Here is a 22077-nt window from a genome sequence, read left to right on the forward strand (position 1 = left end):
CCGCGGCTCTTTCCGTCGGGCCATAGGGGGTCTCCTTCTTCCCTACTATGCCCCGCCACACACGAAATTCCTGACAGTCCCGGTGGCAGCCAAGGCGTTCTTCCGCTCGGCCAGGTTGGCCACCGGCATCGTCCCTGACAAGGTCACCACGGACGGGCATGGCCCGTACCCACGCGCGATCCTCTCAACACTGGGCAAGCAGGTAACTCACCGCACCAGCGCTTACAGGAGCAACGGGCTTGAGCAGGATCACCGCGGCATAAAAGGCCGCATCCGATGTATGCGCGAGTTCAAGAGCTTCAGCGCAGCCGAACGCTTCTGCCGCAGCCACGACGAACTTCGCAACCACCTCCGTCCTCGCATCCGCCAAAACCAGCATGTCCCCGCCAGCCGCAGTCGCATGCTTCATCTCCGTCGCGCGGCAACCGTGCTCTCCATCTTCGCGGCAGGGTCGGCTTATAGCGTCAGCTGGCGCGAGGTGGCAGCTCTGGCGCGAGCGCTGACAGAACCGGCCACCTCACCTCGCTGGGAAGTGGCCGGGTGTGGTTATTCAGCCTCCGGCCAGCGTCGCGCCGGGGCTCACCATCTCCTCCGGCTTCACCCAGGCGTCGAAATCCTCGGGCGTGACGTAGCCGAGCTGCTGGGCGGCGTCGCGCAGCGTGAGGTTCTCGGCCACGGCCTTCTTGCCGATCTTTACCGCCTTGTCATAGCCGATACGCGGGTTCAGCACAGTGACCAGCATCAGCGACTTGGCCAGGTTCTCGGCGATGCGGGGCAGGTTGGGTTCCAGCTTGTCCACCATGTTGTGGGCGAAGCTTTCCGCCGCATCGGCCAGCAGCGTGGCTGATTGCAGCACCGTCTGGATGATGACAGGCTTGAAGACGTTCAACTCCAGGTGACCCTGGGCGCCGGCCACGGTCACGGTGGTCTGGTTGCCCATGACCTGGGCGCAGACCATGGTCAGCGCTTCCGACTGCGTCGGGTTGGTCTTGCCCGGCATGATGGAGGAGGACAGCCCGTCCGCCGGGATGAAGAGTTCCGAGAAGCCGGAGCGCGGGCCGCTGCCCAGCAGCCGCACGTCATTGGCGATCTTGTTGCACGACACCGCCAGCACGTTCAGCGCCCCGTGCAGTTCCACGAAGGCATCATGCGCGCCCATGCCCTCGAACTTGTCGGGATTGGGGGTGAAGGCCAGGCCGGTGAGGGCGGAGACCTTCTCGCAGAAGGTGGCGTCGAACCGCGCGTGGGTGTTGAGGCCGGTGCCGGTGGCGGTGCCGCCCTGGGGCAGCCGCAGCAAGCGGGGCAGGGTGGCCTCTACCCGGTCGATGCCATGCCCGATCTGGCTGGCCCAGGCGTGAAACTCCTGCCCCAGCGTGACCGGCACCGCGTCCATCAGGTGGGTGCGGCCGACCTTGACGATGCCGCTCCATTCCTCCGCCCGCCTGGAGAGCGAGGCATGCAGCACCTTCAGCGCCGGGATCAGCCGGCCCGTGACGGCTTCCGCCGCCGCGATGTGCATGACGGTGGGGAAGCTGTCGTTGGAGGACTGGCCGCGATTGACGTGGTCATTGGGGTGCACTGGCTTGCGGGTGCCCAGCGGCTGGCCCAGCATCTCGTTGGCGCGGTTCGAGATGACCTCGTTGGCGTTCATGTTGGTCTGGGTGCCGGAGCCGGTCTGCCAGACCGGCAGAGGGAAATCGGCATCCCGCTTGCCCTCGGCGATCTCGGCCGCGGCGGCGATGATGGGGTCGGCGATCTCCGCCGACAGTTCCCCCAGCGCCCTGTTGGCCTCGGCCGAGGCCTGCTTCTGCAGCCCCACGGCGCGGATCAGGCCGCGAGGGAAATGCTCGGTGCCAATGCGGAACAGCCGCCGGGCCCGCTCGGTCTGCGGGCCCCAGTAGCGGCCTTCCTCAATCTCGATCGTGCCAAGGCTGTCGGTTTCGGTGCGGGTAGCGGTCATCTGGCGCGGCGTCCGATCGGGGCCGGTCACGCTGCGGAAGCGTCCGGGTGGCGGGCATCGTCTAAACTCCCTCGCATCGCCAGCACCCGGTCCACCATCTGGGGCGCGAGGCCGAGATAATTGGCCGGGTCGCATCGCCGCTCGATGCCGTCGCGCCCGCCCAAAGCCTGAACCACCTCCGGACAATCCATGAGCGCGTCGGCCAGGGGGCGGCCGGAGGTCAGGGCGGCGCGGCAGGCGTCGTAGACCAGGTCATGCGCGTGCTGCCGGCCGAGCGCGGGGGCGGCGGCCATCATCACCGCCTCGGCCACGATCAGTCCGCCCGACAGGTCGAGGTTGGCTCGCATCCGGCCGACATCCACGGTCAGGCCGGACAGTGCGAAGCGGGCCTGGTGCAGGCAGGAAGCGGTGAGCATGAAGCTTTCCGGCAGCGCCATCCATTCCAGGTGCCAGGGCCCGGTCGCGCGCTCGAAATCCTGCACCATGGCGTCCAGCACCAGCGCGACCTGCTGCCGCACGGCTTTGGCGGTGGCCAGCATGATCTCGGAGGAGATCGGGTTGCGCTTCTGCGGCATGGTGGAGGAGGCGCCCCGGCCCTTGACGAAGGGCTCCATCACCTCGCCACCGAATTCGGTGGACATCATCAGCATGATGTCGGTCGCCACCTTGGCCAGCGTGCCGGTGACGAGGCCGAGGAAGGCCACGGCCTCGGCCAGCCCGTCGCGCGCCACGTGCCACGTGATGACCGGCTGGTCCAGGCCGAGTTCCTGGCACAGCGTCTCCTGCACGCGGAAACCGTCTTCGCCGAGGGAAGCGAGTGTTCCGGCGGCGCCAGCGAACTGGCCGACAAGCACCCGCGGCCGCAGCTGCGCCAGCCGCTCGGCATGCCTGTCCATCGCCGCAAGCCAGATGGCCGCCTTGTACCCAAAGGTGACAGGCAGCGCCTGCTGGAGATGCGTGCGGCCCGCCATCGGCGTGTCGCGGTGGCGCAGGGCGAGCTCGGTCAGGATGTTCCGCAGGGCGTCGATATCGGCCCCGACGAGGTCCAGCGCGGCGCGAAGCTGCAGCACGCTGGCCGTGTCCATGATGTCCTGGGTGGTGGCGCCCCAGTGAACGTAGCGCCCGGCCTCGCCCGCCCGTTCCGCGAGCTGGTGAACGAGCGGCAGGATGGGATACCCGACATTCTCGGTCTCCCGCTTCAGCCGGTCCCAATCAAGATGAGGGTCGGCCCCGGCGGCCGCGATGTGCTCGGCGGCCTCGGCCGGGATGATCCCGCAGCGGGCTTCGGCGCGCGCGAGGGCGACCTCCACCTCGATGTAGCGGCTGACAAGGGCTTCATCCGAGAACACCGCGCGCATCTCCGGCGTGCCGAACATGTCGCGAAAAAGGGCGGAGTCGAGGGGGCTGCTGGGCATGGAGGATTCCGGCTATTCGGGGCGAATGCCCGCCTGTTGCATGACGTCGCGCCAGCGTTCCATCTCGGAGACGAGGAAGGCGCGGGTTCCGGCGAGGTCCGCCTCCGGCATCGGGACATTGCCGAGTTCGGCGAGCTTCGCGACGAAAGGCTGGTCCCGCATGGCGGCCTGCACCTCGCGATGCAGGCGATCGACGATGGGCTGCGGCGTCCCGGCTGGAGCGAGCAGCATGTTCCAGGTGGACATCTGGAAGTCGGCCAGTTCCGGAATGCTGCTCTCACGCACGGTCGGCAGGTCCGGCAGGAAAGGCACGCGTGTGGGAGAGGTGACGGCAAGGGGGCGCACCAAGCCGCCGCGGATGCTGCCCAGCGCCGTGGTGGAGGTGTCGTTCACTGAGGCGATGGTGCCCGAGAGCAGGTCCGTCATCGCATTGGCCACGCCACGATAAACGATGTGGTTCATCCGCGCCCCGGTTCTGGCCAGGATCTGCACCATGGAAACATGGGCGGCGGAGCCGTTGCCGGCCGAGCCGTAGTCATAGTGATCTGGCTTCGCCCGAACGGCGTCGACCAAGTTCTTGAGGGAACGGTAGGGCGAGTTCGCCCCGACCAGTACGACGACCGGCCCCTCCATCAGCACGCTGACCGGCACGAAATCCGCCACCGTGTCATAGGGGATGTGCCGGTAGAGGCTCGGATTAATGGAATGGGACAGGTTGGTGAAGAGAAGGGTGTAGCCGTCCGGCGCCGCCTTGGCGACCGCGTCGGCCCCGATGGTTGAGCCCGCGCCGGTGCGGTTCTCGACAACAACGCGCGCGCCCATCTGCTTCGAGATCTGCTCCGCGAAGACGCGGCCCAGCGTGTCCGTCGGCCCGCCAGCGGAAAAAGGAAGGATCAGGCGGATGGGCCGGTCGGGGTAGCGGCCGGACGCCTGCGCGCCAGCCACACTCGGAACGGCCAGGGAGGAAGTGGCAAGAAGCGCTGCGGCAAGGACGATGCGACGCTGCATTGGACCTGTGCTCCCAGAGGTAAGGTTCGTACCTTTGTAATGGTACGGTCTTATTTCCGGTGACCCTTGTCAATCGCGATCTGGCCCCTAGCATTGGCGGTATGCCGTCCTCCGTGATTGAACCGCGTTACGCGTCCCTGGCCCGCGAAATCGCGCGGGAGATTGTGGACGGACGCCACCCGGTCGGTTCGCAGATGCCGCCGGAGGTCGAGATGGCGGCTGAACGTGGGGTCAGCCGGGCGACGATGCGCGCGGCGCTGGATCGGCTGGAGCAACTGGGCCTCATCTCCCGGCGCCGTCGCGCGGGTACGCGGGTGGCCGCGCTACGACCGAACAACCGGAGCGCCTATCTGCAATCCCTCGCTGGCATCGGCGATCTTCTGCAATACGCGGCAGAGACCCGCCGCGAGATCACCGGTTTCGAGGATGTGGTGGCGGACGCAGCTCTGGACCGTGCCCTCGGCCTGCGTGCAGGCCAGCACTGGTTGCGGATCACTTCCCTCCGCATCCCCGCCGCCGGTGGCCCCGCCCTGTGCTGGACGGAGATCCACGGAGATGCGGAGGCCGCCCCGCCCGGATTGGAGGCGCGCCTGCGCGGCCCGGATGCGGGGGAACTGGTCGCGACCGTGCTAGCCAACTGGTCTGGCCGGCCGATCGCAGAAGTGGTGCAGGAGATCAGCGCGGCTGGTATTCCCGCCAACGGGGTCGCCGAGGCGCTTGGTGTCCAGGCCGGCGACCATGCGCTGCGGATCACCCGCCGCTACCTGGATCCCGCCGGCGCGCCGCTGGCCGTCAGCGTCAGCCTGCACCCGGCGGACCGTTTCACCTACGTCACCCGCCTGCGCCGGTCAGCGTCCCCCACGGCCGAGTAGGCCGGCCTTGATCTTCCCCCATCTGGGTGGACACCTCTGATACGCTCCTGAGGGGCGAGGAAGGTGATCCGATGGCGACAAGGACCGGACGGGAAATCACTGCCGAGTTCAAGCGTGAGGCTATGGCTCTGCTGCAGGGTGGTGGACGGCCGCTGACCCGTGTCGCGGTGGAACTGGGTATTCAGCTCTCGATGCTGCGCCACTGGCGAGCGGCCCAGAACGGCAATCTGCCCCGCTCTCGTACGCGGCAGCCAGAGGGCGGGGCCGTGGCCATGGGGCCGATGGCGCCCTCTCCGGCCGGTCTGGCCTCGGAGAACGCCAGGCTCCGTCGTGAGCTCGATCGGGCGCGCATGGAGCGCGACGTGCTAAAAAAGCCATCGGCATCTTCGCGGAGGTGCCGAAATGAGATTTGCCTTCATCGAGCAACATGCCGCCACCTACCCGGTTCGCCTCATGTGCCGCGTGCTCGAGGTGTCGCCAAGCGGCTACTACGCCAAGCGGCTACTACGCCTAGCGGCGCCGCCCTGAGAGTTCGCACGCGGCTGAGAACCGCATCCTCGTGAGCGAGATCCGGCGCCTCCAGCTCCGCCACCATGGCCGCCCAAGAATACATGCCGCCTTGCGGGCAGAGGGCCACCGGTGCAGTCGTGGACGCGTCGAGCGTCTTATGCGCCGCCATCACATCCGTGCCCGTGCAGGGCGCCGCTTCCAGCCTTTCACCACAGACAGCCGACATCTTCTCGCGGTCGCGCCGAACCTTCTTGCCCAGTGCTTCGAGGCAGCGGCGCCCAATCGCGTCTGGCTTGCCGATCTGACCTAGATATTGTCGGCGAATTCCCTGGATGCGATCTGGTGTACAAAGCTGCTTCATGAGCCTGCACCCGGCGCCTGTTGGCGAGATCCCGCCCGAGACCATGCGCATTGCCCGCGCTGCCTTTCCCAGTGGGACCGTTGCAACGCGGCTGCGAGATAAGTTCAGCGCCCTCTATGGGGACGAGGACTTCCGTCGGCTCTACCCTAGCCGCGGGCAGCCCGGCCTCGCCCCTTGGCGTCTGGCGTTGGTGACGGTCTTTCAGTTCCTGGAGCATCTCAGCGATCGCCAGGCCGCTGATGCCGTGCGGGCGCGGATCGACTGGAAGTATGCCCTCGGGCTCGAGCTTACCGATCCTGGCTTCCACTTCAGCGTGCTGACGGAGTTCCGGGCGCGCCTGATAGCGGGCGGGGCGGAGCACTTGCTCCTGGACCGGATGCTTGACCACTTCAAGGCTCACGGCTTGGTCAAGGCTCGGGGTCAGCAGCGGACCGACAGCACCCACGTATTGGCCGCAGTGCATGACCTGCACCTGCTTGAATTGGTGGCCGAGACGCTTCGAGCCACGCTGGATGACCTGGCGGCTGTGGTGCCCGACTGGCTGCGCAAAACGGCCCAGCCTGCCTGGTTTGAGCGCTATGCCCGTCGCATCGAGGATTATCGCTTGCCCAAAAGCCAGGAGAAACGGGAAGCACTCGCCCTGGAGATCGGCGCTGACGGATTTTTCCTGCTCGATGCGCTGGATGGGGCTGGGACCCCGTCGGCGGCGCGCGAGATCCCAATGGTCCAGACGCTGCGTGACGTGTGGCGGATTCATTATGCGCGCGACAACGGCCGCCCGCGCTGGCGTTCTGGCAAGGAGCTGCCGCCAGTCGGCGAGCGCCTGCAGTCTCCCTATGACCCGGAGATGCACTACAGCACCAAGCGGCAGATGGAATGGTCGGGCTACAAGGTGCACGTGACCGAGACCTGCGATGCGGATGCGGCACATCTGATCACGCATGTGAAGACTTGCCCTGCGATGCAGCCGGACATGGCAAGCACGGCAGAGATCCATGAGCGCCTGGCTGCCAAGGGGCTGCTGCCTGCCGAGCACTTCGTAGACTCAGCCTACGTTGATGCAGCGCTGCTCGTAGGCAGCCAGCGCGACCATGGTGTCTCGCTCGAAGGGCCGGTGCGGGGCATGGCGAGGCGGCGAACCCAGGCAGAGCAAGCTTATGAGCAGCGCCACTTCACCATCGACTGGGAACACGAGCAGGTCACCTGCCCACAGGGCAAGGCGTCGGTGACCTGGCGTGCTGGGCTCGACGAGGTCGGCGCCCCGCGCATCCAGGCCGTATTCAGCCGCACCGATTGCGGCGCCTGCACCGCCCGGACGCTGTGCACGCCGGCCAAGGCGGCCCGGCGTTCCGTCTACTTCCACCCTCGCCCTGAATATGAAGCGCTGAACGCGGCTCGCGCGCGAATGCATGACCCGGCTTGGCAGCAACGCTATCACATACGCGCCGGTATCGAGGGAACGCTCTCGCAGGGCGTGCGTGCGCTTGGCATGCGACGAAGCCGCTACATCGGATTGGCCAAGACTGGACTACAGGAAGCATGCACAGGCGCCGCCATGAACGCCTTGCGAGCAGCCCAGTGGTTGGCAGGAGTGCCGCGCAGCAGCACTCGCACAACGCGTTTTGCCGCCTTGGCTGCGTGATTTCGCCGACAGTATCTGACCTACATTCCTATCGGCGAAGGATGGCTTCATCTCGCCGTCGTTCTCGACCTTGCCACTCGTAAAGTGGTCGGCTGGGCGATGCGGGATCACATGCGGGTTGAACTGACCCTCTGGCATTGCTCTTGGCGGTGCAGCGCCAACGTCCTCCCGCAGGCCTGCTCCAACACAGCGGCCGCGGCAGCCAGTACGCCGCCGAAGCCTATGTCGCCCAACTCGCCGCGATAGGAGCAGTGCCGTCGATGAGCCGAAAAGGCTGCTGTTATGGCAATGCACCCATGGAGAGCTTCTTCCACACCTTGAAAGTGGAACTTGCTCACGAAAAGCGCTGGGCTACCCGCGACGACGCGCGGCGCGAGCTGTTCGCCTACATCGAAGGCTACTACAATCGGGCCTGCATGCACTCGGCCCTCGGCTATCTCACACCCGAGCAGGCCGAGACGCGCATGGCAAGCTAAACCCCCGTCCACCCAGATGGGGGAAGATCACCCGTGGGGGTGCTGCTGCACAAGGACGCACCGTTTCACAGTCTGGCAGACCTCGTCGCGGCGGCACGGGAGAAGTCAAACCACTTCGATTACGGCTCGGCTGGCACCGGCGCGCCCTCGCAGGTGCTCCTGCTCCAGATCCTGTACTTGACCGGCGCGAGGATGAACCATGTTGTGTATTGCGGGGCCGCGCCGGCAATGACGGACCTCATGTCGGGCACGATTACCACAGTGGCCGATACGACCACCACCGCGCTCGGGAACATCCGCGGCGGCATGGTGCGTCCCCTGGCGATTACGTCGACGGAGCGCCTGCCGTTCCTGCCGCATGGTCCGACAGTGCGCGAAAGCGGCGTGCCGGGGCTGGCACAGCTCAGCATGTCGACATGGAGCATTCTGCTGGCTCCGGCGCGCACGCCCCAGCCGATCCTCACCCTGCTGCCTCACGCGTCGCGAGATGTGATGGCTGACCCGGTGGTCGCCGCCAAGTTCGCCGAAGTCGGGAACGTGCCGATGCCGCCCCTGGACCAGACAGCTACGCAGGCGTTCACGGCCACCGAATTTGACCGCTGACGCGAGGTGATGCAGTCGGCGGGTATGCAGCCGGAGTAAGGCAACCGGCATCAACCAGGCGCCAGCCCTGCGGTGACCGGCGGACCTGTCCGGCGGACACGGTAGCCGATGATGCCCATGACAGGCTCCTTCGGGCATCATGGCGGTGAGGTGACGTCCGCAATACGGCCGTACCTCGCTGCTAGCCCCTGGACTATGCCCGGATCGCGCGGGCCGCCTCGATCGCGAGCGGCGCGATCTTCTCCCGGAAGCTCTGGGCATCCCAATGCGCCAGAGATCCCGCCACATGAATGGCCGCCACAGGCCGGGCATTCGCATCGATGATCGCCACGCCGATCGCCATCTCCCCCATCACCCACTCCTGTTCCGTGAAGGCGTAAGCGTCGCGCCTTGCCTCCTGGACCTTTTCCATGATCGCCACAGGATCGGTCAGGGTATAGCGGGTCAGGGGCTTCAACTCCGACCGGTGCAGGATGGAGGCCACCTCCTCGTCCTGCAGTAGGGACATGATGGCGCGTCCGCCGGTGGAGCAATAGGTTGGCAGCCTCCGGCCGATCAGCGTCGCCACGAAGGGTTCCGAACGGCCCTGCAGCCGCAGCGCGTAGATGATGGACAGGTCGTCGAACAGGCTGAGATCCACACGCTGCCCCGTCGCGGTGCGGAGTTCGGCCAGGATGGGAAAAGCTCGCTCGACCAGAGGATGCATGCGCTGGAAGTCGAAGGTCCGGTCCAGCAACGACAGACCCGGGCGGAGCCGCCCGGTTAGCGCGTCGCGCTCCAGATACCCAAGCGCCTGCAGCGTGTAGCAGATCCGCTGCGCGGCGCTCTTGTCGATGCCTGCGGCGGCAGCGAGTTCGGCGAGCGAATGCGGGACCTGCCTGTGCCCGAAAGCTTCCAGCACCCGCATGGTCCGCGCCACGGTTTGCAGGAAAAGGCGTGGATCGCCTCCCTTCTCGGGCAAGGCCGCATTTTGGTTTGACACACTGGCCCTCCGCTTCTTACGCTCGTTCATCAATGCGACAGTATTGCTCAACAATACGGAGATGTCCAGGTGTTTGCAGTTGTTCCTTGTCGCTGCGGCCCATGCGCGCCATGAGCCGGTTGGCTGGCCGGGTCGCCATTGTCACCGGTGCTGCCCGAGGCATCGGTGCGGCCATCAGCCGGCGCTTCCTGTCCGAAGGTGCGCGCCTGCTGATGGTCGATCGCAGCGAGGATGTGCTCGGCCTGCCGGATGGCTGCGGGGCAAAGGGCTTCGTCGCGGACCTGGGCTTGCCCGGCGCCGGCGAGGCGGTGGTGCGCGCCGCGATCGATACCCATGGCCGCATCGACATCCTGGTCAACAACGCGGGGATCGGCGGCTCGAAGTCACTGGCCGAATCCGATGACGCGCTGATCGACCGCTTCATCGACATCAACCTGAAATCCGTGCTGCGCGTCACGCGCGCTGCCCTGCCGCATCTGTCGCGGCCGGGCGGGCGGATCATCAACATCTCCTCCACCCTCGGCCTCGCGGGCTATCCGGGCACCACCGCCTATGCCGTGGCCAAGGCGGGCGTCGCGCAGTTCACGCGGCAGATGGCGGCCGAGTTGGGGCCGGATGGCGTTCTGGTCAACGCGATCGCGCCTGGCGTGATCGAGACGACGATGACCGAGAAGCACCTGACGAAGCCCTACTACATCAGGGCCGTGATCGACCCCACGCCGCTGCGGCGCGCCGGCAGGCCCGAGGAGGTTGCCGCGGTGGCTGCCTTTCTCGCGTCCGAGGATGCTTCCTTTGTGACGGGGCAGGTGATCGCGGTGGATGGCGGTTGGCTGACCGCACGCAACCCGCCGCGCGATGCCGGCGAGGAGGTGATGGGATGATCGACAAGAGCGTGAACTGGCCCGGCGGGGCGCGCATCGCCGTGATGCTGACCTTCGATTTCGACGCGGAAACGCTGTGGCTGTCCCGTGACCCGGCCAGTGCGCGGCGCCCCGGCACGCTCAGCCAGGGCACCTACGGCGCCAAGGTAGGCGTGCCGAAGATCCTGGAGACGCTGAAGGAGGAGGGCGTCCCTGCCACCTTCTTCATCCCGGGCTGGACCGTGGAGAACCACACCCAGCGCTGCGAGATGATCGTGGCCGAGGGCCACGAGGTCGCGCATCATAGCTACTCGCATATCTGGATCGATCCCGACTTTCCCGAGAAGGAGGTCGAGGAAATGGAGAAGGGGCTGGACGCGCTTAAGCGCGTGCTGGGCGTGGTGCCGAAGGGCTATCGCTCTCCCGCCGGCGAGACGAGCGACAATCTGATCCGGCTGTTGAACCAGCACGGCTTCATTTACGACAGCTCGCTGCTGGACGATGTGGTGCCCTATCGCCTGGCGGCGCCTGGTGGCGGGAAGGGGCCCGTGGAGCTGCCCTGGCACTGGAGCACGGACGACGCGCCCCATGCGCTGTTCTCGATCAAGACCCCGCGTTCCATCTTTCCCAATCAGCACATCCTCGACCTGTTCCAGGACGAGTTCCGCGAACTCTACCGCTGGGGCGGCCTGTACAACCTGGTCATGCACCCGCAGGTGACGGGTCGGCCGGCGCGCGTCGCCATGCTCCGCGAGATGATCGCCTTCATCAAATCCTTTCCTAACGTGTGGTTCGCCACCGGCAGCCAGGTCGCAGAGGCCTGGATCGCTGCCCACGAAACTCCTTGAGGTCCCATGAGCTACGATCCCGCGAGCTTCAACCCCTGTACCTTCCATGATGCCGTTCCGCGCTTCATCGATGGCAGCGATACACCCCGCGCCTTTCTGGAGCGCTGCCTGGAGGTGATCGCCGCGCGAGAGCCGGTGGTCCAGGCCTGGGTGACCATCAACGAAGCCGGCGCCCGTGCCGCCGCGGACGCAGCCACCGCGCGTTACAAGGCCGGCCGCCCGCTCTCGGCCATCGACGGCATGCCGATCGGCATCAAGGACATGCTCCAGACAAAGGACATGCCAACAGAACAGGGCACGCCGCTGCTGAAGGGCACCGAAACCAAGGCCGACAGCGCGAGTGTTCTGGCGTTGCGGCAGGCAGGCGCGGTGATCCTGGGCAAGACGGTGACCACCGAGCTCGGCATGTCCCATCCCGGCCCGACCACTAACCCCTTCAACGCGGATCACACGCCGGGCGGCTCCTCCTCGGGCTCCGCGGCGGCGATCGGCGCCGCTATGGTGCCGGCCGCCCTGGGAACCCAGGTGGTGGGCTCCATCATCCGGCCCGCCGGCTTCTGCGCCAACACCGCCATCAAGCCCACCTTCGGCGCCATCCATCGTGGCGAGCGGCTGGCCTTCAGCCAGAGCCATATCGGCGTGCATGCCGGCTGCCTGGAGGACATGTGGGCAGTTGCCTTCGAGATGTCCCAGCGCTCCGGCGGCGATCCCGGCCATCCCGGCTTGTACGGGGAGGTGACGCCGCACCGGGCCACCCAGCCGCGGCGGCTGATCGTGATGGAAGCCGAGGGCTGGGCCCAGACCGACAGCCAGACCATGGGCGCCTTCGAGCGTGTCCTCGGCCAGCTCAAGGATGCCGGCGTGACCATTCTGCGCCGTGGCGACAACCCGCTGATCGAGCGGTTCGAGCAGGCCATCGGCGACAGCCTGGCGCTCTGCCGCGACATCTGCGGCTATGAGCTGCGCTGGACCCTGGAGAACCTGATCGACCGCTACGGATCGGGCCTCAGCGACAGCATGATGTCGCGCCTCGATCTCGCGCAGTCCATGTCCATCGACGATTACCGGGTTGTGCTGCTGCGGCGGGAGGAAGCTAGGCGCGCCCTCGCGGCGATCGGCGGCCTGGCGGATGGGCTGATCAGTCTCAGCTCGGTCGGTCCCGCGCCGCTGATGGAGAACAAAGCGAAGGATTCCGGCGTGACCCACACCACGGGCCTGCCGGCCTTCAATGCCGCCACTTCGCTGCTCGGCTGCCCGGCCATCACGCTGCCATTGATGGCGGTGGGCGGGCTTCCGGTCGGCGTTCAGGTGATCGGCCAGGCCCATACGGACGCGGCGCTGACCGGGATCGCCGCCTGGCTGCGCGCCCATGTCGCGCCGGTGGTGGCGTGATGGATACCGGGGCGGTGCGGAGCCGTAACCCGCTGTTCAGCAGGAACCGCATGAAGCTCGGCATCTTCGGCACCAACGGGAAGGGCGCTGCGCAGACCCTGGTGCCGGAAGCCTACCGTCCGAGTTGGGCGGCGTCCGTGCAAACGGCACAGATGGCGGACACGTTGGGCTTTGAGGCCGTGCTCGCCTATGCACGCTGGAAGGGCTACATCCAGGGACAACCCGCTCACCCCAGCGGCGTCACCCTCGACCCCTTCACCTGGTGCGCCGGCATCGCGCAAGCGACGCGGCACATGGCCGTGATCGCCACCTCCCACGCGCCGACGCTGCACCCGATCACGGCCGCAAAGCAGTGCGCCACCATCGACATCATCGCGAACGGGCGCTTCGCATTGAACGTTGTCGGCGGCTGGAACAAGCCTGATCTCGATATGTTCGGAGGGGCCTTCGCCGAGCACGACGCGCGCTACGACCATCTGCAGGAATGGCTGGAAATCATCCAGCGGCTGTGGCGCGAGGAGGAGGAGTTCGACCATGACGGCCGCTTCTTCAAGGTGTTGCGCGGCTCCTCTATGCCGAAGCCGTTGCAGCGGCCGGGGCCGCCCATCATCAATGCCGGCGGCTCGGATCGTGGCCAGCGCTTCGCATGCGAGTTCGCCGATGTCTGCTTCCTGATCCTCCGGTCGGAGGATACCGCGCAGATCGCGGCACAGATCGCCGAATACAAGGACATGGCGCGGCGCGACTACGGCCGCGAGGTCCAGGTCTGGATCTACGCCTATTGCGTGCAGCGTCCGACGCGGGCCGAGGCGGAAGCCTATCTGCACCACTTCTCGGTCGAGATGGAGGACGGGCCCAGCCTTGATGCCTGGACGGCCGGTGTCGGCTCGCAGACCAAGATCCTGCAATCGCCTGAGGCCGCCCGCGCGTTCCGCCGGCGGTTCGCCGCCGGCGCCGGGGGATCTGCCCTGGTCGGGACTGCCGAGCACATCGCGGGGCGGCTTGAGCAGCTCTCGGACGCCGGGCTCGATGGCGTGCTGCTGACATGGGTCGATTTCGAGGATGGGCTCCGCCGCTTCGCGGAGGTCATGCCGATGCTGGAAGCGAGGGGCCTGCGCGAGGCCTTCAACCCTACCCTTTGACCTGCCCCCTGCGGGCCTCTGGATGGAAAGGACGATGCGCATGGCGCTTTCGGTTGTGACGATCAACGCCGCCATCGCGGCCGCGTTGACGGCCGCCACATCACTGATCGCACTGCCTGCGGAGGCCCAGCAACCGGAACGGCCGCTGCGGCTGGTGCTGAATGTCGGGCTACAGACCTTGGATCCCGTTGCTGGGCCTACCTTCGTGACACGAAATTTCTCCTACATGGTGTTTGACACGCTCGTGGCGGTCGACAGCCAGGGCCGCTACCGGCCGCAGATGCTGGAGAACTGGCGCACGAGCGACGACGGGCTGATCTGGACCTTCACGCTGCGGGACGGTCTGGAGTTCAGCGACGGTGCGCCGGTGACGGCTGAGGATTGCGTGGCATCCCTGCGGCGCTGGGGCGCCCGGGATTCCCTCGGGCGCCGGTTGATGGCGGCGACGAAGGAGATGCGGGCCGTCGACACCAGGACCTTTGTCCTCGAACTCTCCCGGCCCTTTGGCTTGATACTCGAAGCGCTGGGCAAGCCCAGCGTGCAGGTACCCTTCATCATGCCGGCCCGCCTGGCGGCCAATACACCCCCCACCACGCCCGTGGCGGAGGTGGTAGGATCGGGGCCCTTCCTGTTTCTGCGCGACCAATGGATTCCCGGGGAACGCGCCGTCTTTGCGCGCAACCCGCGCTACCGGCCGCGGGATGAGCCGGCTGACGGCCTGGCCGGCGGTAAGGTGCCGAAGATGGAGCGCGTCGAGTTCATCAACATGTCCGACCCCGGCCTCCGCACGGCGGCCATCCAGCGGGGGGAGGTGGACTATCTCGAATACGCGCCTATCGACTATATTCCCGTCATTCAGGGCGACCGTAATCTGGTGCTGAGCCGGGCGCGCGGCGGGGCGGAGATCGTCGGCGGCATCAGCATCAATTACCATCAGCCCCCTTTCGACAACGTTCTGGTCCGACGCGCCGTGCAGCAGATCATGGAGCGAAACGAGATCATCGCGGCGGAAGGCGTGCCCGCGGAGCTCTCGCGGCCCGACTGCCGGTCGCTCTACGCATGCGGCACCTTCTATGCCAGCGAAACCGGCACCGAGCCGATGCGGAACACCGACATCGAGCGCGCGCGGGAGTTGCTTCGCCAAGCCGGCTACAAGGGCGAGCGGGTCGTGGTGATGCAGCCGAGCGACTCGCCGCTGATCAATCCCATCGGCCTCGTCATGATCGATCGCCTCAAGCAGGCGGGCTTCAATCTGGATGTGCAAACCTCCGATTGGTCCTCGCTCGCCCAGCGATGGATTCAGCGCCGGCCCGTCGATCAGGGCGGGTGGAGCCTGCTACCGATTATCTACACCGGATTCGACCTGGCGAACCCGCTGAGCAACCCGAGCATCGGCTACAACTGCACGGACAATCAGCCCTGGGGCTACTGCGTGCCGGAGATGACGCGGGTGATCGAGCGTTTTGAGGCCGAAGGCGACGCGGAGCGGCGTCGGGAAATCGCGGGTGAACTGCAGCGCATCTCGATGGACCAAGCGATTTTCCCCCTGGCGGGCCAGTTCGCGAGCCCGGCCGTGTGGCGGGCAGAGTTGCGCGGCGTCGTGGATTTTGGTTTTCCGGTTCTTTGGAACATCGAGAGAAGCGGACGCTGACGAGGGCAGCGGAGGAACGTAGCGCCGGTGAAGACCATCATCCTTCGGGAGGGTTTCTGCTGAGCGCCGGCCGTGCCGGCATCCGTACCGTCGGTCACGCGAGTGGCCTTTTGTAAAAGACGGGCTGCCGAGCCGCTGCGGGCCGCGCGTTTTGCAGATTTGGGCAAGAAACACGAATTTTTCGGCAAAGCGCCCAGGAGTCCGCTGCGCTATCATTCGAGTAGTCGCGCCACGGGAGGCGGACCATGGTCAGGACGCCCGGCGGTACGCTGGCGGAAGCTGGGCTGTCTGGAATTTCTCCGCCTCGCTCCCGATGTATATCGGGACGTACCGTCGGGCATGGCGACGGGTTCGCTGCGCCGCCATGCCTCACCTAGTGCTCTGTTCCTTCTGACCTGCCCTGCGAGGATGATTCCTATGGACCTGACGATCAACGGCGTGACCCACAGCGTGGAGGCCGAGGCCGACACGCCGCTACTCTGGGTGATCCGCGACCTGCTTGGCATGACCGGCACCAAGTATGGCTGCGGCGTGGCGCAATGCGGCGCCTGCACCGTGCTGGTGGATGGCCAGGCCACGCGCTCCTGCGTTACGCCGCTGGAGAGCGTGGCGGGCCAGTCAGTCACCACCATCGAGGCCATCGAGCAGGACCCGGTCGGCCGGCGCGTGGTGGAGGCTTGGGTGACCGGCCAGGTGGCGCAGTGCGGCTACTGCCAGTCCGGCCAAGTGATGGCCGCCACAGCCCTGCTGCAGCAGACGCCGCAGCCCAGCGACGAGGACATCGCCGCCGCCATGACGAATCTGTGCCGCTGCGGCACCTACAATGCCATCGCCGCCGCCGTGCGGCAGGCCGCGGCCCAGGGCTGAGGAGGGGAACATGGACGGTTACACCCAGGCCTTCTTCCCGGCCGCTGAACTGCCGCAGGATCAGCCGGTCAATCTTTCCCGCCGCGGCATGCTCGGGGCCGCACTCGGTGCGCTGGTGCTGGGCGTGGCGCTGCCGTCCCGTGCCGCGCGGGCGCAACAGGCCGCCGCCCCGGCGGCGACGCCGGGCAGCCGCGTGCTGGCCTTCCTGGAGATCCGTGCCGATGGCTCGGTGCTCCTGAAGAGCCCCTTCATTGAGGGTGGCCAGGGCATCGACACGGCCATGGCGCAGATCGTTGGCGAGGAGCTGGACGCAGACCCGGCGCGCTTCGTTGTTGAATGCGCCCCGCCGGGCCCGGACTACGCGCTGGTCAATGGCATGCGCATCACCGGCGGCAGCTTCTCGACGCGCAGCAGCTATCCGGTGATGCGCCAGCTCGGCGCCAAGGCGCGGCACATGCTGATCCAGGCCGCGGCCACACGCCTCGGCGTGCCGGCCGAGAGCCTGGCCACCGAGCCGGGCCGGGTGATCCACGCCGCCTCCGGCCGCACGCTGGATTACGGCGCGCTGGCCGCCGAGGCCGCCGCCCTGCCGGTGCCGGACAGCGCCCCGCTGCGCGCCGAGAAGGACTTCCGCTACATCGGCAAGCCCGTGGCCCGGCTTGACGTGCGGGCGAAATCCACGGGCAAGGCGACCTATACCATCGACCTGACGGCGGAGGGTATGCTGCAGGCCGCCGTACAGCACGCGCCGCGCCTGGGCTGCGAGCCCGGCGCCATTGCCAACGAGACGGCGGTGCGGGACATGCCGGGGGTCCATTCCATCCACCGCCTGCCGGGCGCCGTCGCCGTGGTGGCGGACCGCTGGTGGCGTGCGCGCCGGGCGGTGGAGGCGCTGGAGGTCACCTGGAACGGGCCGGCCGCCGATGCGCGCAACGTGCTGGCGGCGGATTTTTCCTCCCAAGGTATGCGCGCGGCCCTCGCCGCCGCCCCCGGTCCCGGCAATGCCGCCGAGACGGAGGGCGATGCCGCCGCGGCGCTGCGGAGCGCCGCCCGCACCATCGAGGCCACCTACGACGCGCCTTATCTCGCGCATGGCCAGCTCGAGCCGCCCTCGACAATCGCCCGCTGGAACGCCGACGGCACGCTCGATCTCTGGCTGCCTAACCAGGCGCCGGAAATGTACCAGAGCGTCGCCGCGAAGCTGGCCGGCCTGGCGCCGGAACAGGTGCGCATCCATTCGCCGCTGCTGGGCGGCTTCTTCGGCCGGCATTTCCTGTATGACGCGGCCAGCCCCTTCCCGCAGGCCATCCAGCTTGCGAAGGCGGTGGGCCGGCCGGTGAAGCTGATCTGGAGCCGTGAGGAGGAGTTCCTTCGCGACGGGTTCCGCCCGATGGGGCTGGCGCGCTTCCGCGCCGGCATTGGTGCAGACGGATTGCCAATTGCGCTGGACGTCGAGGCGATGGGCGAAGGCCCGGCCGGCCGCTATTTCGGCACCCAGCCCGGCGCGGCCGATCCCACGGTGGTAGAGGGCATCTCCGGAAAGCCCTATGCCATCCCGAACCGGCGCGTCGCCCATGTGCCCGTGAAGCACCCGGCCGTGATCGGCTTCTGGCGCTCCGTCGGCCACTCGATGAACGACTATTTCTACGAGACCTTCTTCGACGAGATGGCCGAGGCGGGCGGACAGGACCCCTATGCGCTGCGCCTGCGGCTGCTGGCCGAGAAGCCGCGCCACAAGGCGCTGCTGGAGGCGGTGGGCGAACTCTCCGGCGGCTGGAAGCGCGGCCCCTATGACGCGGCGGACGGCACCCGGCGCGCCCGGGGCGTCGCCATGGCCTCGCCCTTCGGCAGCGAGGTGGCGACGATCGCCGAGGTCTCGCTGAAGGATGGCGAGGTGGTGGTGCATGACGTCTGGGTGGCGATCGATCCAGGCTCCATCGTCAACCCCGCGATCATCGCGGCGCAGGTGAATTCCGCCGTGGCGCTCGGCTTGTCCTCGGCGCTGCTGGAGGAGGTGGTCTACGAAGGTGGCGTGCCGCAAGCCCGCAACTTCGACGGCTACCCGATCCTGCCGCCGGGGCGGATGCCGCGCGTGCATGTGCGCATCGTCGAGAGCGGCGCGCCCATGGGCGGTGTAGGCGAGCCTGGCCTGCCTGGCGTGCCGCCCGCCGTGGTCAATGCGGTGGCCGCCCTGACCGGGCAGCGCATCCGCAGCCTGCCGCTCTCCAAAGCCCGCTTCGGAGCCGTTTGATGACCGCTTTTCGCTTCTTCACCACCGCCGCCCTGTTCGGTGCGGCGCTGCTCGCCGCCCCCTCCGTCCAGGCGCAGGACGGAGATGCGGCCCGTGGGCGCACCCTGTTCCAGCGCCAGTGCCAAGCCTGCCATCAGGTGGCGCAGCCGCGCAACGGCGTCGGACCCACGCTGCAGGGCGTCATGGGTCGCGCTGCCGGCGGCGTCGAGGGCTACAACTACTCGCCCGCGCTGCGGGCGCTCAACCAGACCTGGACGCCAGAAACGATGGACGCCTACCTAGCCAACCCGACCGGCGTGGCGCGTGGCACCCGCATGGTGCTGCGCGTCGCGGCCGAGCAGGACCGCAAGGATATCATCGCCTTCGTCGCCGCGCCGTAGGCATGCCGCCGCGTTCGCCGCCTCGCCCAGGGCGAGGCGGCGGCCGGTTGACGAACCTCGCCGCATGGCGGGGGGGAGCTTCGGGGCGCGGGGGCCTTGCCCTTCCCACCCTGTGGACCAGGAAGAGAAGCGAGCGCCGGCAGCGCCTTCTGAATGGTGGCCGTCATACGAAAGATCATGACGCGCATGAGGGTATCTGCCGCGAAGCCTCAGGGCAGAAGCAGAGGGGACCACCGGCATGACACATCGTGACAGCGACGCTCGGTCCAACGATCCCACAGCCGCCCAGCCTTCAGGCATGGAAACAGCCGGCGGCACAAACCTGATCCGGCCCGGGCGCCGGGGGCTTCTGGCGGCGAGTGGCGTGGCAGCCCTGTCGGCGACCTCCGCGCAAGGGTCTGCCCCTTTCCGCCGCGACACAGCACCGGCCTGGTACCGCTTCGCCCATGGCAGCTTCGAACTGACGGTGGTGTCGGACGGGCCGCTTTCGGTCGGAGCGCCCCAGAACTACTTCCTGGGCGCTACCGAGGGCGAAATGGCCGGGACGCTGCGCGCAGCCTATCTGCCGACGGCCGTGGCGGTGATCGGGCAGAACGCGCTGGTGTTGAACACGGGGCGCCACCTGGTGCTGTTCGACACCGGAATGGGGGAGAGCATGGGCTCGTGGAGCCGCATGTTCGGGCCGGGAACGGGACGCATGCTGGCCAACCTCCGGGCGGCGGGCATCGAACCTGGCCAGATCGACCTCGTCGCCCTGACGCATCCCCATTCCGATCACTGCTGGGCCCTGACGGACGCGCAGGGCAGGCCCAATTTTCCTAATGCCCAGGTCGCCGTGAGCGAAGCGGACTTCGCCTTCTGGACCGATGATGGAAACAAGCGCGGCCCAGAGGTCATGTCGGTCCGGATCGAAGGCGCGAAGCAAAATCTCGGCGCCTATCGCGACCGACTGATCATGGTGCGGGATGGGCAGGAGGTCGTTCCGGGGTCACGCCGGTCGCCGCGCCCGGGCATACGATCGGGCACACCATGTATGCGATCGAATCGAACGGACAACTGCTCATCAACACCGGGGACCTGGCGAATCATCATGTTCTTCTGCTCCGCAAGCCGCGATGGGAGGTCGCTGTCGACACCGACCGGTCTCTCGCGGCGCGCACGCGTGTGCGGATGCTCGACCGCCTCGCGACGGACCGCACCGCGATCCCGGCCTGGCATTTCCCCTGGCCGGGATACGGGCATATCGCCCGCCTTGGCGATGGGTATGAGTATATCCCGGCTCCCCGGAACCATTGGAGTTGAGCGGCCTGCAGGCTGGATGACGGCCGGGCGGCCTAGCTGCGAACGTCGCATATCGTTCCAAGCCGGCGGTATTGGTACCCGCCTGCGACTTCGCCAGGCCGTCACATGGCAAGGTGGAGCCTGCCCTGCAAGCGGTGGTGTTCCACCACCCGCCACTGCCGTGGGCTACCCGACCACAGGAGTTCTCCTGCTGAACAAATCCATCAAGGTCGGACTAAACAAGCGAGATGAAAGGCTGGCCGGCGAGGGCTTGGATCAGGAGGCCTAGCGTGGCGGCAGACCACAGCAGCGCAATCACCAGAATGGCCGGAACCGCGGTCTGAGGTTTCCACGTATTGAGGGCTAATCCAAGCAGCGGCAGGCATTGTGCTGCATGGAGGCCGACGAAGTGAGCGACCCGTAGATCTCCGTCGGTGCCGGACCAGCCGAACAGTGGGAGGGCCAGGCCAGCGACGCCGGTGCCTCCCACCACGGCGCCACCATTCTCTGCAATGGCCCAGCCGGTGACCAGGCCCGTGACGCCAGAGATGATCAAGCCAGTCCCGACAGCACGGCTGACAAGCTGCGGTACCCCATATCCGGGGTACCGCAAGATCAGCACGCCGAGCAGGGCGGTCGACAGCACAATGAGCGTCGCTCCGATCCCCATCAATGCGTAGATCGCCACGTCGAAGGCATCGGCCGCAAAGTGCGAAGGCAATCCGCGTGCACCTTGCAATGTGATCCAGCCGGTCTCGAACACTGACATGGCTAGCAGAATGAGGAGGATGACCTTGACGCCCCAGGCCTGTCTCACACTCCTGTCGAGCGTACCGAGGGCCAGTGCGATGGTCAGCATGTGGACGGCCAGCGACAACTGGAACTTGAGCGGTTTGAGCCAAACAGGAACAGCGCTGATGGTCCGGTCATCAAGCGCCAAACCGAGGAGAGTGAGCGGCGCCATGGCCAGGAAGAGGAGGCCTACCGCCACGATGTAGGGCTCGCACCGCAGCAGGGCATTGGAGAAGGCGAGGATGTTGGACATGGTTGGGTTCAAAGGTCAGGCATGACGGGGCATGGGGCGCAGCAGCGCGGCGCTGGCGACAAGAACAAGCAGACCGGCTGGCCCGAAGAGGAAGATCAGCGGCAATGGAGGAAGCAGCAGCCACCGCGTGAGCCCGTGGCGGTCCACTTCATCCGCAATCCAGCCGCCGACGAGGAGATGAAAGGCGAGGTAGTGCACCCAGTCTGCCGGCAGCATGCGTGCATCCTGGAAAAGGCGCGCAACGCCGCCGAGGGTGTCGTACCTGCCTTCCGAACCTGGCCAAGCCACGGCGACGAGTAGCGCGTACAGGAGAGATAGGAAGACCGGCACGGCGCGTCCGGCGATGCCAATCCTCAGCCAAGCCTGGCCTGTCAGGATACCGAGGGACAGGGCTGCCCAGCCGGCCAAGGCCACCATGTTGGCGATCCCGAACAGGGTCGCGGGGTTCATCTCGGTTATCATCTGGGGGAGGACCCGGCGACCACGCCTCTGCTGGTGAAGCTGCTGGAAGGCGATTGCCTCAGTTCGGCC

At 67.1% G+C, this 22077-nt stretch carries 18 protein-coding genes and 3 pseudogenes; 15 read left to right on the plus strand and 6 right to left on the minus strand.

Translation table 11 applies throughout. From position 1 onward, the window contains the following. Nucleotides 1-82 precede the first annotated feature (82 nt). A pseudogene (locus tag EBE87_RS30550) lies at nt 83-295 on the plus strand (DDE-type integrase/transposase/recombinase); the annotation flags it as partial. A gap of 255 nt (nt 296-550) precedes the next feature. Here the strand turns inward: EBE87_RS30550 and EBE87_RS24435 are convergent. Genes EBE87_RS24435 through EBE87_RS24445 form a run of 3 tightly spaced genes read right to left on the minus strand, consistent with a single transcriptional unit; the run spans nt 551 to nt 4383 of the window. Further along, nucleotides 551-1960 carry a class II fumarate hydratase gene (locus EBE87_RS24435; protein WP_120638953.1) on the minus strand — a complete coding sequence of 470 codons (1410 nt, stop codon included), beginning with the start codon at nt 1958-1960 and terminating at the stop codon, nt 551-553. Between the two features lie 26 nt (nt 1961-1986). Further along, complete coding sequence (pcaB, locus tag EBE87_RS24440; RefSeq protein WP_120638954.1) at nt 1987-3375, minus strand: 3-carboxy-cis,cis-muconate cycloisomerase; 1389 nt, start codon at nt 3373-3375, stop codon at nt 1987-1989. 12 nt (nt 3376-3387) lie between these two features. Further along, the gene (locus EBE87_RS24445) at nt 3388-4383 is read right to left on the minus strand and encodes a Bug family tripartite tricarboxylate transporter substrate binding protein (protein ID WP_120638955.1); all 996 of its coding nucleotides are present in this window, start codon (nt 4381-4383) and stop codon (nt 3388-3390) included. Nucleotides 4384-4496: 113 nt separating this feature from the next. Here EBE87_RS24445 and EBE87_RS24450 point away from each other — a divergent pair, with 113 nt between their 5' ends. The 5 genes and pseudogenes from EBE87_RS24450 to EBE87_RS24475 all read left to right on the plus strand — a co-directional run bounded on the left by EBE87_RS24450 (nt 4497) and on the right by EBE87_RS24475 (nt 8847). Continuing rightward, nucleotides 4497-5255 carry a GntR family transcriptional regulator gene (locus EBE87_RS24450; protein WP_158600919.1) on the plus strand — a complete coding sequence of 253 codons (759 nt, stop codon included), beginning with the start codon at nt 4497-4499 and terminating at the stop codon, nt 5253-5255. A gap of 71 nt (nt 5256-5326) precedes the next feature. Next, nucleotides 5327-6072: pseudogene (locus EBE87_RS24455) on the plus strand (IS3 family transposase); the annotation flags it as partial. 52 nt (nt 6073-6124) lie between these two features. Next, complete coding sequence (locus tag EBE87_RS24465) at nt 6125-7768, plus strand: IS1182 family transposase (protein WP_120638959.1); 1644 nt, start codon at nt 6125-6127, stop codon at nt 7766-7768. A gap of 15 nt (nt 7769-7783) precedes the next feature. Continuing rightward, nucleotides 7784-8244 (plus strand): annotated as a pseudogene (locus EBE87_RS24470) (IS3 family transposase); the annotation flags it as partial. Nucleotides 8245-8277: 33 nt separating this feature from the next. After that, complete coding sequence (locus tag EBE87_RS24475) at nt 8278-8847, plus strand: tripartite tricarboxylate transporter substrate-binding protein (protein WP_120638960.1); 570 nt, start codon at nt 8278-8280, stop codon at nt 8845-8847. 193 nt (nt 8848-9040) lie between these two features. On the opposite strand, the gene EBE87_RS24480 is transcribed toward EBE87_RS24475, so the two are convergent. Next, nucleotides 9041-9859: an IclR family transcriptional regulator gene (locus EBE87_RS24480; RefSeq protein ID WP_120638961.1), complete on the minus strand. Its 819-nt coding sequence runs from the start codon at nt 9857-9859 to the stop codon at nt 9041-9043. A 56-nt stretch (nt 9860-9915) separates the two neighbouring features. Between EBE87_RS24480 and EBE87_RS24485 the strand changes: the two genes are divergently transcribed. The 9 genes from EBE87_RS24485 (at nt 9916) to EBE87_RS24525 (ending at nt 20790) form a co-directional block, all read left to right on the plus strand. Then, nucleotides 9916-10710, plus strand: coding sequence for an SDR family NAD(P)-dependent oxidoreductase (locus tag EBE87_RS24485; RefSeq protein WP_233553271.1), 795 nt, complete (start codon nt 9916-9918; stop codon nt 10708-10710). Then, a complete protein-coding gene (locus EBE87_RS24490; RefSeq protein ID WP_120638962.1) occupies nt 10707-11537 on the plus strand; it encodes a polysaccharide deacetylase family protein in 831 nt (276 codons plus the stop codon). Before EBE87_RS24485 ends, EBE87_RS24490 begins: the two co-directional genes overlap by 4 nt. A 6-nt stretch (nt 11538-11543) precedes the next feature. Then, nucleotides 11544-12929 (plus strand): amidase, encoded by a 1386-nt coding sequence (locus EBE87_RS24495; protein ID WP_120638963.1) that lies wholly within the window; start codon nt 11544-11546, stop codon nt 12927-12929. 50 nt (nt 12930-12979) lie between these two features. Further along, entirely contained in the window at nt 12980-14071 is a 1092-nt protein-coding gene (locus tag EBE87_RS24500) for an LLM class flavin-dependent oxidoreductase (protein ID WP_199707469.1), read from the plus strand. A gap of 40 nt (nt 14072-14111) precedes the next feature. After that, complete coding sequence (locus EBE87_RS24505; protein ID WP_120638969.1) at nt 14112-15722, plus strand: ABC transporter substrate-binding protein; 1611 nt, start codon at nt 14112-14114, stop codon at nt 15720-15722. Between the two features lie 417 nt (nt 15723-16139). Beyond that, nucleotides 16140-16589: a (2Fe-2S)-binding protein gene (locus EBE87_RS24510; protein ID WP_120638965.1), complete on the plus strand. Its 450-nt coding sequence runs from the start codon at nt 16140-16142 to the stop codon at nt 16587-16589. A 10-nt stretch (nt 16590-16599) separates the two neighbouring features. After that, entirely contained in the window at nt 16600-18840 is a 2241-nt protein-coding gene (locus EBE87_RS24515; protein ID WP_120638966.1) for a xanthine dehydrogenase family protein molybdopterin-binding subunit, read from the plus strand. Beyond that, complete coding sequence (locus EBE87_RS24520) at nt 18840-19220, plus strand: c-type cytochrome (protein ID WP_120638967.1); 381 nt, start codon at nt 18840-18842, stop codon at nt 19218-19220. Before EBE87_RS24515 ends, EBE87_RS24520 begins: the two co-directional genes overlap by 1 nt. Nucleotides 19221-19458: 238 nt before the next feature. After that, nucleotides 19459-20790 carry an MBL fold metallo-hydrolase gene (locus EBE87_RS24525; RefSeq protein ID WP_122140219.1) on the plus strand — a complete coding sequence of 444 codons (1332 nt, stop codon included), beginning with the start codon at nt 19459-19461 and terminating at the stop codon, nt 20788-20790. Here EBE87_RS24525 and EBE87_RS24530 read toward each other — a convergent pair. Both EBE87_RS24530 and EBE87_RS24535 read right to left on the minus strand, forming a co-directional pair. Then, nucleotides 20737-21546: a hypothetical protein gene (locus EBE87_RS24530; protein ID WP_122140220.1), complete on the minus strand. Its 810-nt coding sequence runs from the start codon at nt 21544-21546 to the stop codon at nt 20737-20739. The genes EBE87_RS24525 and EBE87_RS24530 overlap by 54 nt on opposite strands. A gap of 15 nt (nt 21547-21561) precedes the next feature. Next, a partial coding sequence (locus tag EBE87_RS24535; protein ID WP_122140221.1) for an abscisic acid-deficient protein Aba4 family protein occupies nt 21562-22077 on the minus strand: 516 nt, incomplete at its 5' end.

The sequence above is a fragment of the Teichococcus wenyumeiae genome (genome assembly GCF_003696345.1).
GTDB lineage: Bacteria > Pseudomonadota > Alphaproteobacteria > Acetobacterales > Acetobacteraceae > Pseudoroseomonas > Pseudoroseomonas wenyumeiae.

Bases quoted from the DNA above. Each gene is read 5' to 3' on its own strand.
- EBE87_RS24435 (WP_120638953.1), bottom strand. From the start codon at position 1,960: ATGACCGCTACCCGCACCGAAACCGACAGCCTTGGCACGATCGAGATT.
- pcaB (WP_120638954.1), bottom strand. From the start codon at position 3,375: ATGCCCAGCAGCCCCCTCGACTCCGCCCTTTTTCGCGACATGTTCGGC.
- EBE87_RS24445 (WP_120638955.1), bottom strand. From the start codon at position 4,383: ATGCAGCGTCGCATCGTCCTTGCCGCAGCGCTTCTTGCCACTTCCTCC.
- EBE87_RS24465 (WP_120638959.1), top strand. From the start codon at position 6,125: ATGAGCCTGCACCCGGCGCCTGTTGGCGAGATCCCGCCCGAGACCATG.
- EBE87_RS24480 (WP_120638961.1), bottom strand. From the start codon at position 9,859: ATGAACGAGCGTAAGAAGCGGAGGGCCAGTGTGTCAAACCAAAATGCG.
- EBE87_RS24490 (WP_120638962.1), top strand. From the start codon at position 10,707: ATGATCGACAAGAGCGTGAACTGGCCCGGCGGGGCGCGCATCGCCGTG.
- EBE87_RS24495 (WP_120638963.1), top strand. From the start codon at position 11,544: ATGAGCTACGATCCCGCGAGCTTCAACCCCTGTACCTTCCATGATGCC.
- EBE87_RS24500 (WP_199707469.1), top strand. From the start codon at position 12,980: ATGAAGCTCGGCATCTTCGGCACCAACGGGAAGGGCGCTGCGCAGACC.
- EBE87_RS24505 (WP_120638969.1), top strand. From the start codon at position 14,112: ATGGCGCTTTCGGTTGTGACGATCAACGCCGCCATCGCGGCCGCGTTG.
- EBE87_RS24510 (WP_120638965.1), top strand. From the start codon at position 16,140: ATGGACCTGACGATCAACGGCGTGACCCACAGCGTGGAGGCCGAGGCC.
- EBE87_RS24515 (WP_120638966.1), top strand. From the start codon at position 16,600: ATGGACGGTTACACCCAGGCCTTCTTCCCGGCCGCTGAACTGCCGCAG.
- EBE87_RS24520 (WP_120638967.1), top strand. From the start codon at position 18,840: ATGACCGCTTTTCGCTTCTTCACCACCGCCGCCCTGTTCGGTGCGGCG.
- EBE87_RS24525 (WP_122140219.1), top strand. From the start codon at position 19,459: ATGACACATCGTGACAGCGACGCTCGGTCCAACGATCCCACAGCCGCC.
- EBE87_RS24530 (WP_122140220.1), bottom strand. From the start codon at position 21,546: ATGTCCAACATCCTCGCCTTCTCCAATGCCCTGCTGCGGTGCGAGCCC.